At 52.4% G+C, this 16,977-nt stretch carries 13 protein-coding genes; 4 read left to right on the top strand and 9 right to left on the bottom strand.

Features of this window, described 5'->3' with window-relative positions:
• Positions 1-7 precede the first annotated feature (7 nt).
• Entirely contained in the window at positions 8-3,157 is a 3,150-nt protein-coding gene (locus tag JI741_RS27220) for an MFS transporter (protein ID WP_202015032.1), read from the bottom strand.
• 241 nt (positions 3,158-3,398) lie between these two features.
• On the opposite strand from JI741_RS27220, the gene JI741_RS27215 reads away from it, so the two are divergent.
• The gene (locus JI741_RS27215) at positions 3,399-5,732 is read left to right on the top strand and encodes an OmpA family protein (RefSeq protein ID WP_202015030.1); all 2,334 of its coding nucleotides are present in this window, start codon (positions 3,399-3,401) and stop codon (positions 5,730-5,732) included.
• 76 nt (positions 5,733-5,808) lie between these two features.
• Here JI741_RS27215 and JI741_RS27210 read toward each other — a convergent pair whose 3' ends face one another.
• Positions 5,809-6,993 carry an S-adenosylmethionine:tRNA ribosyltransferase-isomerase gene (locus JI741_RS27210; RefSeq protein WP_202015028.1) on the bottom strand — a complete coding sequence of 395 codons (1,185 nt, stop codon included), beginning with the start codon at positions 6,991-6,993 and terminating at the stop codon, positions 5,809-5,811.
• Positions 6,994-7,053: 60 nt separating this feature from the next.
• On the opposite strand from JI741_RS27210, the gene JI741_RS27205 reads away from it, so the two are divergent.
• Positions 7,054-8,139 carry an o-succinylbenzoate synthase gene (locus JI741_RS27205; protein WP_202015026.1) on the top strand — a complete coding sequence of 362 codons (1,086 nt, stop codon included), beginning with the start codon at positions 7,054-7,056 and terminating at the stop codon, positions 8,137-8,139.
• An 85-nt stretch (positions 8,140-8,224) separates the two neighbouring features.
• Here the strand turns inward: JI741_RS27205 and JI741_RS27200 are convergent, their stop codons facing one another.
• Together JI741_RS27200 and JI741_RS27195 are read right to left on the bottom strand one after the other, a co-directional pair.
• Positions 8,225-9,667: an APC family permease gene (locus JI741_RS27200; protein ID WP_202015024.1), complete on the bottom strand. Its 1,443-nt coding sequence runs from the start codon at positions 9,665-9,667 to the stop codon at positions 8,225-8,227.
• 7 nt (positions 9,668-9,674) lie between these two features.
• Positions 9,675-10,757, bottom strand: coding sequence for an aromatic ring-hydroxylating oxygenase subunit alpha (locus JI741_RS27195; protein ID WP_202015022.1), 1,083 nt, complete (start codon positions 10,755-10,757; stop codon positions 9,675-9,677).
• Positions 10,758-10,861: 104 nt separating this feature from the next.
• Between JI741_RS27195 and JI741_RS27190 the strand changes: the two genes are divergently transcribed.
• Complete coding sequence (locus JI741_RS27190; protein ID WP_202015020.1) at positions 10,862-11,260, top strand: DoxX family protein; 399 nt, start codon at positions 10,862-10,864, stop codon at positions 11,258-11,260.
• On the opposite strand, the gene JI741_RS27185 is transcribed toward JI741_RS27190, so the two are convergent.
• Genes JI741_RS27185 through JI741_RS27175 form a run of 3 tightly spaced genes read right to left on the bottom strand, consistent with a single transcriptional unit; the run spans position 11,257 to position 13,141 of the window.
• On the bottom strand, positions 11,257-12,033 hold the full coding sequence (locus tag JI741_RS27185; protein WP_202015018.1) for a hypothetical protein: 777 nt from the start codon (positions 12,031-12,033) through the stop codon (positions 11,257-11,259). The genes JI741_RS27190 and JI741_RS27185 overlap by 4 nt on opposite strands.
• Before the next feature lie 57 nt (positions 12,034-12,090).
• Positions 12,091-12,258, bottom strand: a complete 168-nt coding sequence (locus JI741_RS27180; protein ID WP_202015016.1) for a type II toxin-antitoxin system antitoxin — start codon at positions 12,256-12,258, stop codon at positions 12,091-12,093.
• 34 nt (positions 12,259-12,292) lie between these two features.
• Positions 12,293-13,141 (bottom strand): SPFH domain-containing protein, encoded by an 849-nt coding sequence (locus JI741_RS27175; protein ID WP_202015014.1) that lies wholly within the window; start codon positions 13,139-13,141, stop codon positions 12,293-12,295.
• Positions 13,142-13,332: 191 nt separating this feature from the next.
• Here JI741_RS27175 and JI741_RS27170 point away from each other — a divergent pair, with 191 nt between their 5' ends.
• Positions 13,333-14,211 carry a bestrophin family protein gene (locus JI741_RS27170; RefSeq protein WP_202015012.1) on the top strand — a complete coding sequence of 293 codons (879 nt, stop codon included), beginning with the start codon at positions 13,333-13,335 and terminating at the stop codon, positions 14,209-14,211.
• A gap of 15 nt (positions 14,212-14,226) precedes the next feature.
• On the opposite strand, the gene JI741_RS27165 is transcribed toward JI741_RS27170, so the two are convergent.
• Complete coding sequence (locus JI741_RS27165; RefSeq protein ID WP_202015010.1) at positions 14,227-15,294, bottom strand: NAD(P)H-dependent glycerol-3-phosphate dehydrogenase; 1,068 nt, start codon at positions 15,292-15,294, stop codon at positions 14,227-14,229.
• Positions 15,272-16,966 carry a 1-acyl-sn-glycerol-3-phosphate acyltransferase gene (locus JI741_RS27160; RefSeq protein ID WP_202015008.1) on the bottom strand — a complete coding sequence of 565 codons (1,695 nt, stop codon included), beginning with the start codon at positions 16,964-16,966 and terminating at the stop codon, positions 15,272-15,274. Before JI741_RS27160 ends, JI741_RS27165 begins: the two co-directional genes overlap by 23 nt.
• Positions 16,967-16,977 lie beyond the last annotated feature (11 nt).

Genomic DNA, 16,977 nt, shown 5'->3' with positions numbered 1-16,977 from the left:
TGTTCGGTTAAGGTTGTGAATAGTGGGGTTCGTTCTCTTCTGCTATATTTTTGATGAGGCTCTGCACCAGTTCGTGGTGGTTTGACATCACATAATAAAAATCCATCAGGTTGATCTTGAAAATCACGGTGCGTTCTGTCGCTTCAATGGAGGTGACTTTGGGCACGGTGCCATTCTGAAACAGATCGCCATACACACCACCGCGTTTCAGCGTGGTGATGATGGTGTCGTTGCTTTTAAGGTGTGCTTCGCCATGGGCCAGCACAAAGATGGGTGCGTTAAAATCGTCGAGTGTGAATTTCACACGCGAGCCAAAGGCCATGTCGATCGGTGTGATCTTGTCGGCCAGGTCGCAGAGCAAGGCGCCGTGTATGTTGTTGAATGTGGGCAGTTGCTTGAGGAACATCACTTTCTCCACCCACAAAAAGAAACCGTCGTTGAGGCCGTCCAGCAATTGATTGTTCTCGATGGAGGAGTCGAGGAATTTTTTGTCTTTCAAGGGCAAACGCTCCGAGATCACTTCAAAATCGTTTTTGTTTTTGTTGTAGATCACCCACGCGGCCGTTTCCTGCAACAGCTTGTCGGTGTTAAACATTTGGGCCACCAACCCGCGACTGATGCGGAAGTCGTTGATGAAGGCCGAGGCATAAATAGCACACGCCTTCGTCCACCGGTTGTTGAGGTTGAAATCGCGGTTCAGGATGTAGTTGATAACCTGTATCGGGTTGTAGGTTTCGCGGGGGTAATACACCTGCAGTTGTTTCAGCTTTTCGGGCACAGCAATGTCGTCCAGCAAGGGCACGAGCTTTGGCTTCAGTTCCGGATCGATGAACAGGTCGAGCAATTCCATGGCGAAGGCAATGTTGTCGGGTTCGCCCGATTCCACGTTTTCGCGCACCAGCTGCACCGAGCGGGGATCGTAGAGGATAGAAAGCAGGATGGTGATCTGATCGTAGTTGTCGCGCACTTCTTCCTGGAGTGCTTCGCGGAGGAAACTGAATTCTGATACTTCGGGCAACTCGTGGAGGGCGGCCAGGTTCCAGATGGTTTTACTCATTTCGCTTTCCAGCAAGTTGATGACCTCGCGTGCCTCGCGGCCTTCGGCGTGGTAGTTGATGTAGCGAAGCGAATACAGAATCTGTTTCACAATGCGCTTATCCGGATAGTCGGCCTTCTTCCACAACAGTTGCAAGGCATATTTGCCACCGATGCTGCCCATGATTTGCACGATGCGCAACATCACCAGGTCGCTTTGTCCGGATTTGTGAAAAGCAGCTTCCAGCGTGGGCAAGGCAGACTCGCCGGCTTCTTTCAAAGCGGCCGCCGCGTGGTGGCTATACGCCGCGGAGTTCAGCAGTTCAATGAGCACGGGCCAGGTTTCGCTGAGCTTCACTTTGCGGGCCGTGGCCAGGGCTTCGAAGCGGACTTTCGGGTCCACATCGCGTAGCAATTCCAGCAGCACAAAGATGGTGCGCGGTCCCGTGAGTTTGCGCAGCAGCTTGGCGGCCAGAATGCGGTCCGACTGTCGCACCGATTTGCTAAGCTTCAACAGTTTCTCGGGTGAAATGGAGAGGAGGTCGCTGTCTTCGGCATCGCCCACAGCCTTTTCGGCCAGCGATTGCAATTCTGTTTTTGCTGTGCCCGACTTGAGGCCAAGCGCCTGCATTTTTTCTTCCGCAAAGGTTCTGATCCTGCGCGACGTGCTGTCGACAAGACTGATCAGGGAATTTTCGAAGAGGGTAGGCTCCAGCTTCTCCATGAGCTTCAGGCCATAGATAACTTTCTGTTCTACGCGGCTGTTCACTTCTTTTTCAAGCACGGTGTCGAGCGTGTATTCGCGCTCCAGCGCGTTAGACGTGGTGGACTTGTTCCGCTGCAACGTGTCCTGCAAGGTGTGGCGATAACTCACGTTCATGCGGTTGGCCACAAAGTACCAGACGAGCAGCAACGGCACCGTGAACAGCGTGATATAGATCAGTGTAAAGAACTCTGCGTTTGTGATAAGGATGATGAGCCCACCGGCCAGCAGACTGGCGAAGGCTGTCACAAGCCCTTCAATTTTGGTTTGCACGTCGATGCGTATGCTGCTTTCGATAGGAAGCAGGTAAAGTTTGAAGGCCGGGTTGTCTAGCGAATCGCGGAGCGAGCGCACAAACAGTTTGCTGATGGCAATCACCATGAAGAAGCCCAGCGTGTAGCCAAACGTGAGCCCCAGAATGAGGGCCACCACCGTGAAGAGACACATGAGAAACGGGTTGATGAGCAATGGCACCCGCATGCCATACTCTTTAATAATTCGATCGGTGGCCAGCGTTTGAAACAGAAACCCGAAAATGACAATGGTCATTTCGAAGTAGCTGATGAACCGCGGCAGGTTTTCCTGCTCCAGGTAGATGGTGGTGGCGTTAAAGAACGAGTAGTCCACGAAGTTCACGGCCATCATCGACACCACCACAAACAGCGACATGTAGAGGATGTAGCGATTTTGGATGAAGTCTTTGAACACCAGCTTCTTGTACATCTTTTTCTCCTGGGCAAACGTGCGCGTTTTATACTTCACCGACAGGAACACAAACAGCGACAGGAAGCAGACCAGGCTCACAAGCGACACAGTATATAATTGTTCCGTCTTCACATTTTTCAACCCGAGAAACTGGGGAATGGAAAAGAAGGCGATGAATGACGCGATCATGGCGCCCATGTCTACCGTTCCGATGAGGCGCTTGGACTGGCGCAGGTTGAACAAACGACCAAACGTGCCCCAGAACACCAGGTAGATAATGAAGGAGAAGGGGATGATCTGTGCAAAGCCGAGGAAGTAGATGGTCTCCGGGTTGCTGAAGTAGCCTTCACCAAACTCAATGAAGGCCGTCAGGCCCGTAATTACCAGCAGACTCAGCACGGCCAATACCTGGAAGGGGATGCGGTTTTGAAGGAAGTTATAGATGATGGTGGCAAACAGGCCAAAGGCTCCCGATACCAGCAGGGCGATGGGCAATTGTGTTTTTTCATCGAAATGAGCCAGAAACAGCGATTGCGACGCCACGGTGATCGTGGCCAGAAACACGCCCATGAAGAAACTCATGATCAACAACAGGCCCACACGACCGGTTTCACCCGGCTCTGTATCAAGAAAACGGATTATTTGTGCTTTCATAGATTTCCCCCATTACCCCTAAAATTGCTTATATTCCAACAAAAATCCTATAAGGGAGCGTTTTTTTGGGTGCCGCAACGTACATGCCGGGGGTTTGCATAACGGGGCTGGCTGCTATACGCCAGTTCAAAATGTGAGGACAAATTTTCAGCAAGCCCGTTGGGGCTTGTAAGGTTCCGGTCAAAAATCCATATCGCAAAGCGTTTATTCTTTGTAGTATTGAGGTCAAATATTAATACGTATGACAAGAAAGGCTTATCTACTGTTCTGGTTAGTATTCTTTTCCATCGTCTCGCTGCAGGCGCAAGACAGCAAGTCGCTGGCCGACGCCGAGCACTACTTCAGCGTGAGAAGTTATGACGCTGCCCTTCCGAAATTTCTGGCCGCCATCCAGGCAGGCGAGAAAAGTCCGTTGGTCTACTACAAAGCCGGCATTTGCTATCAGAAGTCGCCCGAGACCGACGAGCAGATCAAAGGCATTCCCTATTTTGAATATGCCCTGAAAAACGGTGGCAAAGACATGCCCATCACCCTGCACTACGATCTGGGCACGATGTATCTGAAAGACGAAAACCTGCAAAGCGCTATCCAGAGCTTCACCAAGTTTCGCGACCTGAGCAGCAAGGCCGACAAGAAAACCATGGCCCTGGCCGATGAAGCCATCCAAACCTGTCACAACGCCATCGCCCTCATGTCGGTGCCGCGCAATTTCAAAGTCACGCACTTCAACTCCATCATCAACACCAAGTATACCGAATACAACCCCGTTGTGTCGGCCGACGAAAGTGTGATGGCCTACACGGCCCTTCGCCCCAACACAGGCAAGACGCGTACCGGCGATAAATTTATTGAAGAAGTCTACATTACCTACAACAACAACGGTGCATGGACAGAACCCAAAGTGGTTCCTATTGCCCACGACTACAACGTAGGCACTGCAGGCATTTCGGCCGACGGACAAAAGATGCTCATCTTCATGGGCGGTGCCACCGATCCGGGCGGCTTGTTCCAGATCACCAAAGCCGGCGACTCCTGGTCGAAGGCCAGTCTCATCACGCCGTCGCTGAACACCCCGAAATACCTGGAGTCTACCGCTAGCATCACACCCGACGGAAAAACGATCTACTTTGCCAGCGACCGTCTTGGCGGTCAGGGTGGGTTGGACATTTATAAAACCACCATGCTGGCTAATGGATCGTGGAGCGCCCCGGCCAACCTTGGCCCCGATGTGAACACCAAGGCCAACGAAGATGCGCCCTACATTCATCCCGATCAAAAAACCTTGTTCTTCACATCCGACGGACACAACTCCATGGGTGGACGCGACATTTTTGTGACCCGCATGGTAGGCACCAAATGGACCTCGCCCGAAAACATGGGCTATCCCGTGAACACCACCGTGAACGACAACTACTTCACCCTGATAGCCGACGGCACACGCGCCTATTTCTCTTCCGATCGCAAGGGCGGCATGGGTGGACAAGACATCTACTACATCGATCTTCCCGCGGAGTCGGCCAACATTCCGCTCACCATGATAAAGGGTAAAATCATCAACGCCGAAACCGGCAAGCCAATCCCCACCAAAATCTATCTCATCGACAACGAAACGGACAAGAAGCTTGACTTTGTTTACAACCCTGATCCCGCAACCGGCAACTACCTTGTGATTTTGCCGCCGTCGAAAAACTATGATATGGTGATCGAGTCGGAAGGTTTTCTTCCGTACACGTTGAACATCAACATCCCGAATCAAACCTACTTCTATGAGCTCTATCAAATGGTGAGTCTCAAAACCATCAAACAGTTTGATGTGGTGGTGGGCCAGGAAGTGCAGGTAAAAAATGCGTTCTACGACACCGATTCTGATGTGAAAGCCGACCTGCGCAAAACGCACGAAGCCAAACTGGTGCAGGGTGGTTCGCTGGATGTGTATGACATGATGCTGGACCTGATGGCCGCACAAGACAAGGACGGCATTAACTACCTCACGGACCTCATCCAGATGAAAGATCCTATCGAAGAAGTGAACTTCAACGAAAAAGAAAACTCCCGCATCGAAGTGGCCACACGCACGTACTACTATGACGAAAGCGACGAAAGCAAATTCGAACAAAAGGCTGTCGACGGCAAAACCATCTTCTCGCTGCCCACCTTCATGGTGAACGAAGAGATCATGAAACAGAAGGAACAGACCCAGAAGAAATCGGCTGCCTACGACAAATCGGTGCTCACCAAAAACGCAAAAATTTATTTCGATGCGGGCAAGAGCGACTTGAAAGCAACCTACAACGCACAACTTGATGTGATCCTGGCCGAGCTGAAAAAGAACCCCGACCTGGGCGTGGAGATCCTCGGATTTGCATCGGCCGAAGGCACCGAAGAGCTGAACCGCGAACTCTCCAACAAGCGTGCTACAACCGTGCTGGACTACATCAACCACAAAGGTGTTGTACGTCGCCGCATTATTGCCCGCGGCTACGGTGCCACCAAAGACCAGACCGCTACTAAGGAAGAAGGTCGTCGGGTGGAAGTGCACGTTGTGGATTTGAACGCGCTCACAGAAAAGAAATAGAAGCGATTATCTTCAAAAAAAGAAAGGCAACTGCGAACCAGTTGCCTTTCTTTTTTTAGCGAACGTCTTTGTCAGACTAGCGCGGGATAAGGAACGAGCTGTCGCCATAGCTAAGAAACCGATAGTCGCCGCGGAGGGCTTCGTCATAGACCGTTCGCCAGTCTTCTCCAAGGAAAGCGGCTACCAACAAAATCAGTGTGGAGCCTGGTTGATGAAAATTGGTGATCAGTGCATCGCAGACGCGGAAGGTATAGCCGGGCATGATGTAGATAGAGGTTTCGCCGGTCAGTACATCCAGGTCGCGATCGTCCATGTGGCGGGCAACGGCCTGCAAGGCTTCGTGGCGTGCAGGCAAGTTGCCCGCGTGCGTGTAGGGATCGTGTTGGGTGATGCTGAACGGTGCCTCGCGATTGGCCAGGAGCTTCACCCCAAACCAATATAAACTCTCCAGCGTGCGCATCGACGTTGTTCCTACCGGCACAATGTATTTTCCGGCGAGCAGGTTGGCGATGTTTTCGCGATGGATCACCACTTGTTCGTTGTGCATGAGATGTTCGGCGGCGTTCTCCACTTTCACGGGTTGAAAGGTGCCCGCGCTCACGTGAAGCGTCACAAAGTCGTGGGGAATGTTTCGTTGCTTCAGCGCGTCAAACACTTCGGGTGTGAAATGCAGGCCCGCCGTTGGTGCAGCCACGGCGCCGTCGTGTTGGGAGTAGATGGTCTGATAGCGTTCGCGGTCGTTTTGTTCGGGCTTGCGATGCAGATAGGGGGGAAGAGGTGTTTCGCCCGCCAGGCTCACTACTTCGGCAAAGGAATGGTCGGTTGTCCAATGGAATTCCACGAGGCCTTCTTCGCGATTCCGCAGGGTGGCTTCGAGTGCAACGCCCTGAAAGGTGTTGGAGAGCGGTTGATCGTCGCGCCAGCGCTTCACGTTGCCAATGGTGCACTTCCACGTGCACGTGCCATGAGCCTGCATGGCTTCCATCACCAGCGAAGATGGCAACACCGGATGGAGCAAAAACACTTCGATGATGGCACCCGTGTCTTTGTGAAAGTGAAGCCTTGCCGGAATCACTTTGGTGTTGTTGAAAAACAACATAGCGTTGTCGGGAAGCAGCGCGGCAATGGAGGGAAACGTTTCGTGACGGATCGTGCCCCGGTCGTAGACCAGCAGCTTGGACTGGTCGCGTTTCTCCAGCGGATAGGTGGCGATGCGTTCGGGCGGTAGCGCGTAGGTGTAGTCGTTTATGTTCAGTGTCATGCAGAATCGGCGTGTCAAAGTTAATTCTAAAAGAGTATTTTCGTGCTTCCCTGTTTGCCTATGGCGTTGATCATTTCCTACACCACCGAAACTTTCCGGTTCGGCTTCAAGGCCCGCACCTCGCGCGGCCTCATGAAAGACAAGCTCTCATGGTTCATCACCGTTCTCGACGATGCCCATCCCGACGTGACGGGCGTTGGCGAATGCGGCCCGTTGCCCGGCCTCAGCACAGACGACACACCCGATTTTGAGGCCACACTGAAGGACGTGTTGGCCAAACTTCCCGGCGTGGTCACTCTGGCCGACCTGCAGGCGAATCCTCATCCAACCCTAGACAACGCAGTGTGGCAACGAATCTTTGCCATCGTGCCGCCGACGTTTCCATCCATACGGTTTGGGTTGGAAACAGCGTTGCTGGACCTGGCACACGGGGGCAAAAAAATAATCTTCCAAAACGAATTCCTTCAGGGAAAGCCACTGCCCATCAACGGCCTCATCTGGATGGGCGACCTGGACTTTATGATGCATCAGGTGAACGAGAAAGTGGCCCAGGGATTCCGTTGCATAAAACTGAAAGTGGGCGGTCTTGATTTTGATCGCGAATGCGAAATATTGCAATACCTGCGGAAGCGTTATTTCCGCGAAAACATCACCCTGCGCCTCGATGCCAACGGGGCGTTCAAGACCGGCGAAGTTTTGTTCAAGCTCACGGAGCTGGCCAGGATGAACATTCATTCCATCGAGCAACCCATCAAACCCGGACTTGTGGAAATGGAAGAGCTCTGCCGCAAGTCGCCCATTTCCGTCGCCTTCGATGAGGAACTGATCGGTGTGGAAGATAGCAGTGAAAAGAAGGCGTTGCTTTCGCGGCTTGGCCCGGCCTTCATCATTCTCAAGCCTACGTTGCACGGGGGGCTGGCGGGTTGTGCCGAATGGATCTCTATAGCCGAAAGCCTTGGCATGGGATGGTGGATCACATCGGCGCTGGAGTCGAATGTGGGACTCAATGCCATTTGTCAGTTCACGGCAAATTATCCTGTGACCATTCCGCAGGGATTAGGCACCGGCGCGATCTACGAAAACAATGTGCCGTCGCGGCTAAAGGTGAAGGGTGGAGAAATTTTTCTGGAGCAATCACCAGTATAATTGATGCCCGTTCTTAATGCATATGCGAGATGGGGCTTGATTATGCAAATAACCTTATGAAATAGAAATACTTTTATTTTGCAGGTCACAGTGTGTTCGGGTCAGACGCATAGCGTCGCTTAAAAAACCAATATAGAGGAATGCCGAGCGCCGTGAGAAACAATCCCAGAAGCGAATTAATGAGGTGTGTTTTACCGGTGGCATAATAATAAATATCCGTCCACAATGTGGAGACCAGGAAGAATGCCGTGAACACCACAAAAATGGCGGGCACAAAAGGATAGCCCCATACTTTATAGGGCCGATGGGCGTCGGCCATTTTTTTCCGGAGTATGAAGATGCCAAAGGCACTAAGGCCATAGAAGACCCAGCTCATAAACACCAGCATGTCGGTGAGCATGTCGAACGATCCGCTCAGTACCAGCACCGATGTCCATATGCCCTGAAGCCAAAGGGCGTTGCCGGGTGTGCCGAAGGTGGGGTGCACCTTGCCGGCAAAGCCGAAAAATTGTTTTTGCTGGCCCATGGCAAACGTGACGCGCGCCGTGGCGAGGATGTTTCCGTTGGTGGTGCCGAAGGTGGAGATGATCACCATCAGCGCAATGATGCCGCCCCCCACCGTGCCCATCACCACCTGCGCTGCATCCGAAGCCACCATGCCCGAAGCTGCAACGGTGTCGATGGGGAGCACATAGAGATAGGCCAGCGTGATGAGCGTGTAGGTGCCAATGCATATAAGAAGCCCCAGCAAAAGACTGCGTGGTATGTTGCGCTGTGGGTCGCGGATCTCGCCGGCAACAAACGTGATGTTATTCCATCCATCATATCCCCAAAACGCGCCGGAGGTAGCCGCCACTAACGCACCCACCAACGCCCAACCTTCCGGGTGAATCGTGGTTGACGACGTGATGAAGTGTGACGCGTCGCCCTCCGATGAAAAGAACAATCCAAACACTACCAATCCCATGGCCAGCACTTTCAACGCCGTGAACACGACCTGAATGTTCCCACCCGAGCGCGTGCTGCGATAGTTCACATAGGTAAGCCCAATGACCACCAATATCGTGAGCGATTTGACGCCAATGTTTTCGAGTGGAAAGATGGAGCCGATGAACGGGATGTATAACTCCACGCGATGTTCAACGTCTGCCGGGAAGCGGGGCAGGTTGATGAAATATTCCGTATACGTTCCAAACACATAGGCAATGGAGGCAATGCCCGCCGTGTTGAACACAATGAAGGCCGACCATCCATACAGAAAGGCGATGAAGTGGCCGTACATTTTTTCGAAGAAGATATACTGTCCACCCGTTTCCGGAATCATCGCCGAAATTTCCGCGTTGCTCAATGCACCAAACAACGTGATGACGCCGGCCACAATCCATACACCCACCAGCAACACCGGCGACCCCAGCTGCGAGGCCATGAGCGCGGGCTTCATGAAGATGCCCGATCCAATGATGCCACCAACCACGATGGAGATGCTGGTCCACAGGCCCAGCGATGCATGGAGTTTTCCCTTCGGCATGCGGTTGTTAGTTTATGAATTCGGCGATGAGGCGATGGAAGTGATGGGTTCCTTTTTCCATCTTCACAGAATAGCGTCCGTGTTTATAGAAGCGCGAGCGAATTCCTTTTTGCACATGCCGCACCACGTCTTCGTCTTCCATCTCCACCTGGTGCAGGTTGGCACCCGCGCCCTGTCGAAGTTTGTTCTCGTCCCACACATAAGACAGGAATGAAATTTTGCTTTTGGCCAGCCCCACTGGTCGCACCACGTTTATGGACAAGCCCCAGGGATAGAAATTGAACATCATGTTTGGAAACACCCAGAAGTAGTAGCCCGCAATCTTTTTCCCGAAGTCGGGCGATGCGGGGGGCAATTCAAAAATGGCGTCGTCATCTTTTGCATAGCCTACCTGCAGGTTGGAGTAGGGGAAGAGTTCTGTGGTGTAGTTGCCATAGTCGATCACGGCGTTGAGGCCTGCGTGCACAAAGGGAATGTGAAACCCTTCGAGGTAGTTTTCGCAATACAATGCCCAGTGCGCGTCCACCACATAGTCGCGCGAGAGCTCGGGGCGAAACTGGAATTCCTGAAACGGCATCCATCCCACGCGCTTCATCATATCGCCCAGAAACTTGTCGGCGTCAAACGTGGGATGCAGTGAGGTGAACAACCATTTGCCAAACGTGTGGAGCGGAAGTTTTGTGAGGTTGTCGTCTTCCGTAGGGAAGTTGGCCACTTCTTTGAACTCGGGCATGGAAAGAAATTTCCCGTCCAGTTGAAAGCGTCGGCCATGATATTTGCAGCGCATGTCGTTGAGTTTGCAGGGGCGCTCCACCAGCAGGTTGCCGCGATGGGTGCACACATTGCTGAGGCAATGCAGGTCGCCTTGTTTGTCGCGCGAAAGCAACAAGGGCTCGTCGATATATTTCTCCAGCAACGACACGGGCGTTACCCATCCCGGTTCTTTCACCTGGTCGGTGTCGCCCACAAGTTGCCAGGTGGCGGCAAAGATTTTTTCTTTCGACAATTCGTAGTAGGAGGGATTCAGATAAAAATCTGTGGCAATGGTTTTGGCAAAGGCGATGTCGGGATTGACGTCGAACAGCGGCATAGGCAGGGGATTGGTCTGTAAGCAAAATAGCAAATACCTGTCGCTTATCTGACACTGCTTCGCTAATTATTCGTCTACCTTTCGCCCATCAAAACAAAACAGATATGAAAATCGTCAACATTTTCTATTGGGGAGCCCGGGTTGTAGCGGCCCTCATCATGCTGCAAACGCTGTTCTTCAAGTTCTCGGCGTCGGCAGAGTCGGTATACATTTTCACCACTGTGGGCATGGAGCCGTGGGGAAGAATTGCTGTGGGGGTGTTCGAACTGATCGCGGCGGTGCTGCTGCTGGTGCCCGCCACCGCCTGGTTGGGCGCGGGCCTGGGGTTGGGATTAATGATCGGTGCCTTGGGCATGCACTTTACCCTGCTGGGCATTGAGGTGCAGGGCGACCATGGCTACCTGTTCACCTTGTCATTGATCGTTGCCGTGTGCAGCGCGTTTGTGTTGCAGCACGACAAAACCAAAGTGTTTGCGTTATTAAAATCGTTTCAGAAAAGTTAGTTCACTTCTTTCAGCGCGTTCGCAAGATCAGTCTTCAGCGCGTCTTGTGTCAGCGAACTTTTGAGGCCTTCCAACAGGAAGTTGGGGATTTTTTCGCCGCGTGAAATTTTGCCTTTGATGTCCTGGATCATTTCCAGGGCATTGCTCTTGCCGGAGAAGTCGGCTTCGGCTTTCACTTTTTCTTCGAGCACATCCCACGCCGATATTTTCTTTTCAGCTTCGGCTTTGGAGGCCACGATACGGCTGTGGTCTACGGTCTTCACCTGTATGCAGGCATTATATTCGTCTACGATGGTGAGCAATTCTTTTTTGCCCAGGTCGCCCGTCTCAATCCGGTCCACCACGGAGGGGCAGTCTTCCAGAAAGTTCTTCATAATTTTTTTGAACGTCAGGTTGGGCACTTCGGTGCCGCGACCGTCTTTCTTCATCAGGTACTGACCGTCGTAGGCCACCTGGTTGGGCAGTTGAAACGCAAACAGTGTGAGGTATCCGCCCTTCACCACTTTCATGAATGCATAGCCATCCGGCCCTTTCACGGGTTGATAGGTGGCATCTTTCAGGCGATAGTTCCGGATCTGAAACATCGGGTAAATAGTCTTTTTCTTGTCGCTGCCCACCACCTGCACCTTCTTGTCGGCGCCAAACGTCTGGGGTTTTATTTCGCCTCGGATGGTATCGCCCTTTGTGGTCACCAGATAATCCTGGGCAATGGCCGGGCATGCAAAAGAAAGCAGGAGGATAGCAACAAGCGTATAAAGACCGGGACGTTTCATAGTGGGCTTCTGTTTTTAGCTGCGGCAAGATAAGCGATAAAACAAATTCCCATCAAGCTATTCCGGTTTTCCTTTTGATTTTAGACGCCCGTTTTCTTTCAGGGCCTTGCTGATGATCCACTCCAGCTGGCCATTGGTGCTCCTGAATTCGTCGGCCGCCCATTTCTCTACGGCCTTCATCATTTCGGCGTCCAGCCGCAAGGCAAAAGGTTTTTTTACCGCCATGTGTATTCTTCCACTGTTCTGATAATTCTTTTTCCTACGGCGTCAGTGTGCCGGTGTTCACCACGGGGCTCACATCCTTGTCGGCGCACAGCACCACCATGAGGTTGCTCACCATTGCGGCTTTGCGTTCTTCGTCCAGCTCGATGATCTGTTTCTGGGCCAGTTGCTCCAGTGCCATGTGCACCATAGAGACCGCGCCTTCCACAATCTTGAATCGTGCCGACACCACCGCGGCGGCCTGCTGGCGACGCAACATGGCGCTGGCAATTTCCGGAGCGTAGGCGAGGTAGCCGATGCGCGCTTCAATCACATGAATGCCCGCCATGTCTAAACGATTCTTCAGGTTTTCTTCCAGGGCTTGGTTCACTTCGTCGTGTCCCGAGCGCAGGGTCATTTCAGAATCTTCTTCAAAGTTATCATAGGCATACATACCCGCCAGACGACGCACGGCCGAGTCGCTTTGGATGCGCACAAAGTTTTCATAGTTGTCAACGTCGAAGGCGGCTTTGAACGTGTCGCGCACCTGCCACACCAGAATCACACCGATCTGAATAGGGTTGCCCACCTTGTCGTTCACCTTGATTTTTTCGCTGTCGAAGTTTCGTGCACGCAACGAGATTTGCTTTTTGCTATAGAATGGATTCACCCAATAGAAACCGTTGGTTTTCACCGTGCCCTGATAGCTTCCAAAAAGCACCAGCACCACCGAGGTGTTGGGATTCACAAAGAAAAATCCCGGGGCCAGCATGCAGGGGAGGAAGATCAGGAGACCAAAAATTTTTGCTCCCACCGCAGCGCCCAGGGTTCCCAGGAGCAGCAGGAGAAGACAGACGGCAACCATGGTGTAGCCTGACACGGGTGTTGTACTTTTTTCGTTTTGCATAGGAGTGATATTAAAATGATATCATATCAATATTATACATCAGAACGATGCCGAGCAAGTTTGGTTGCCTGTAAATTTTTACTGACCATCATTTTTATCTCCAATCCCGTTTTTTAAGCAGCCGGGATGGATAATCGTGTTGGAAATATTTCCGTGAATCAGGTTATTGCAGGAAAGTTTGCCGCCCCCTTATGGTAATGTACAATCCCAAAAACTGGTTTGCCCTCGTCTTTCACGCCTATAGCCGTCGCGTCATGACCACGTTGTGGCCTGCCATCGCCTTCATGCTGGCCTACTCCACGGTGTTGTGCTACATCATGCTGGACTATTTCAAACTTCACCTCGCCGATTTTCAGCCCACTATTGCCATGCATTCGCTGTTGGGTATTGTACTGGGCTTGTTTCTCGTGTTCCGCACCAACACCGCCTACGATCGCTGGTGGGAGGGACGACGTATGTGGGGTGGCATGGTGAACAGCACCCGTAATTTTGCCATGAAGGTGGCCGCCTGCCTGCCCACCGAAAATCACGAAGAACGCGACTGGTTCGCCAAGATGATCCCCAACTTTGTGTTTGCCGTGAAAGAAAACCTGCGCAACGGCGTGCAGTTTGCCGAACTGGAAGCCCCCGACGACAAGTTTATCAACGATCTGAAAAGATTCAAGCACAAGCCCAATCGCATCGCTTCGCTCATGTATAAGCGCATCAACGAGCTCTACCGTGCAAACAAAGTGAGCGGCGACCAGCTGATCAACCTCGACAAAGAGCTGAAAGATTTTATCGACCTCATGGGCGCGTGCGAGCGCATCAAGAACACACCCATTCCCTATTCTTATATGATGTATGTGAAGAAATTTATCTTCATCTACATCATCACGCTGCCGTTTGGTTTCGTCACACAATCCGGCTACATGACCGTGCCCATTGTGGGGCTGGTGTCGTTCGTGCTGTTGAGCGTGGAGCTTATTGCCGAAGAAATTGAAGACCCGTTCGGTCGAGACATCAACGACTTGCCGCTCGACGATCTGGCGGGGAAGATCAAGGAAAATGTAAAGGAAATTTTGTTGTAGTCAGGAGCGATGACATCACTCCGTCAGGAAGTCGATGTCCACGTTCAGCGGATAGCGCATCAGGTATTCCAGTGCCCGCTTCACGGTCATGTCTTCGAACAACACCTGATACAATGTGCTGGTGATGGGCGCGCGCACTTTATAGTAGTCGGCACATTTCTTTGCCACTTTCACCGTGTTTATGCCTTCGGCGATTTCGTCGGTGCTGTTGAGAATTTCCGCTAATGTTTCGCCCTTTGCCAGGCGATAGCCCACGGTGAAATTTCGGCTGAGCGAGCTGTTGCACGTGGTCACCAGGTCGCCAACACCGGCCACGCCGAGAAATGCTTTTGTGTTGCCGCCCAGGGCCCTTCCCAGGTAAACCATCTCTACCATGCCGCGGCTAACGAGAAGACCCTTTGCATTTTCGCCATACCCCAAACCACTGAGTGCACCAGCGGCAATGGCGATCACGTTTTTTAAAACACCAGCCAGTTCAACCCCCACCATGTCGTTGTTGCCATAGACCTGGAAATGGTTGGTGCGCAGCAAGCGCTTGCCCAGTTGAATCACTTCGTTGAAATGGCTGGCCACCACGGTTGCCGCAGGGTGACCTTCTGCAAGTTCTTTGCTGAGGTTAGGTCCGGCCAAACAGCCCACGCGCACCACCACGCTCTCTTCGGTAATCACCTCGCTGATGGTTTTCACCATGCTGCGGTCGAGTGTGGCCATGGTGTCGAGTGTCTTGCCTTCGGGCAACGAAACGTCAAAGCCTTTGGTGCCGTGAATGAGAATGTGATAGGGGTGAAGGTGAGGCGACAGGTTCTTCATCATCGCCCTGAAATGCAGCGAGGGCACGATGGGAAAAATAACATCGCACTGTTCGGCCAGGTAGCCCAGGTCGTTGGTGGGCGTGATGGCTGGATGCATCGGGTGGCCGCGGTTCTCGCGCGTTTTGAGAATGCGTTCGATGGTGCTCTCGTCACGCACGTGCAGCAGCACATTGCGACGCTGCGCCAGCAGATTGGCTACTACGCTGCCGAAATTTCCTGCACCGATCACGCCGATCGGTTTATCGTTTTCAGATAAACTTTTCGAGGTCATAGCCTGCCAACCGGTTGTGATAATAATACAGTGTGCTGAAATCCTTGGTGATGATGTTGCCTTCCTTGTTCATGAGCAGCGGCCGCTTCAGGTGGAAAATGCCCACGTTGTCGAGACCATGACGGATCACCAGGTTGATGTTGCCTTTCAGGTGTGTGGCGTGATAGACCTTGTTCTCTTCTTTCAGCGTATAGATTTGTTTGCGCACCCGCTTGCAGGCTGCGCGGAATTCTTCGTATTGAAGCACTTGTTCTTCTTCGGGCAATTTCAGCAACCCGAACAGATCGAGCTTCGGATGTTTTTTCTGCCACATCTCAAACGCCACAAAGGCCACCAGATGACTGGCAAACACGCGGTTGATGCGATGATACTCGGTCACAATTTTGTGGCTGAGCATGCGCGTGTATTCGTCTTCGCGTTGTTTGTCGACCGTGATGTCGCCGTGCGAGATAAAATACTCACGAGTGTCGATCACGCGGCCTTGCGCATCGAGGCTGTTGCCGTTGTCGTCCACATAATTTCCCATCACATCAAGCCCACGGCCAATGGAAACCGAGATGTTCGATCCTTTGGTGAAGAACTTGAACAGGAATTGCAGCAGTTGCCAGCTTCCGTATTTGTCTTGCTCGGGCAGGTAGCGGTCCTGTCCCTTAGAGCTCAGGTATTCGTCTACGAGGTCGGGCGCTTCCAGCACAAAGTGATAGTTGAGCGTGACGGGCACGATAAAGATTTTGCGCACCGGCTCATCTGGCGGAGCCTCCAGGTAGAGGTTGCGTTGGGCTTCGATGGTGGAACTGAGCAATCCCAGCTTCAGTTGCTTTTCGATCATACCCGAGCGCGACCGTGTGCCGCCGGGGAAGAATATACTGTGGGCGCCTTTTTGAATGGCACTCATCGAATAGAACTTCAGGGTTTCGAGATAGGGCACGTTCTTCTTTCGACGGTCTACCTTATAGGCCCCGAGGCTGTTCATGAAGTAGGCAAAAATCTTGATGTTGAAAAGATTCAGGCCCGCGCCATAGATGAAAGCAGGAAGTCCCAGGGAGTGGATGATCCACCCGATCAATATAGAATCGAGGTTGCTGAAGTGTGTGGGCACCATCACCACCGTGCCTTCCTTGGCCAGGGTGCGAAGCTGCTTCACTTTGCCGACGATGTGAATTTTGTCGCGCAGGGTGTAGCGGCTGCGGAAGAAGGCACCGAATTTTTTTACGCGTGCGCCGTTCAACAGGCGCGAGAACCAGAATTTAACAATCTCGCGGGTGAGGCGATAGGAGTTGGGTTTGAAGTTGCCGGCAATCTCGTTGGCATAGCGCAACACGATGCGATGGAGCAATTCTTCGGCAATGGGTTGGGCTTCTTCCGGTGTTTTGTTGGTGAGGGCCACAAGCTCTTCTTTTACGCCGGCCCAGAAACGAGGTTCATCGGCCGGGTCCACGCGCCAGCGGTTGCGTTTCATGCGCTGCTGTTCGCGATAAACGGTGGCTTCCAGTTCGTCGATGAGTTGTTTGGTGGTGGGGCGGTTCTTTTTGATCTGGGCATAGGCCTTCTGCGCCACCTCTTCAATAAACTCCTTTCGGTTCTTGCTTAGCTGGTATACCGGCCAATCAGGTATGCCTTCCAGGATTGGTTTATATCGCTTATTCTTATTTTTCTTTTCTACAACTTCCATGAGCGCTGCAA

Origin of the sequence: Chryseolinea lacunae (assembly GCF_016735595.1) — a bacterium.
Lineage (GTDB): Bacteria > Bacteroidota > Bacteroidia > Cytophagales > Cyclobacteriaceae > Chryseolinea > Chryseolinea lacunae.
This window is presented reverse-complemented; position numbering and strand designations above follow the sequence as displayed.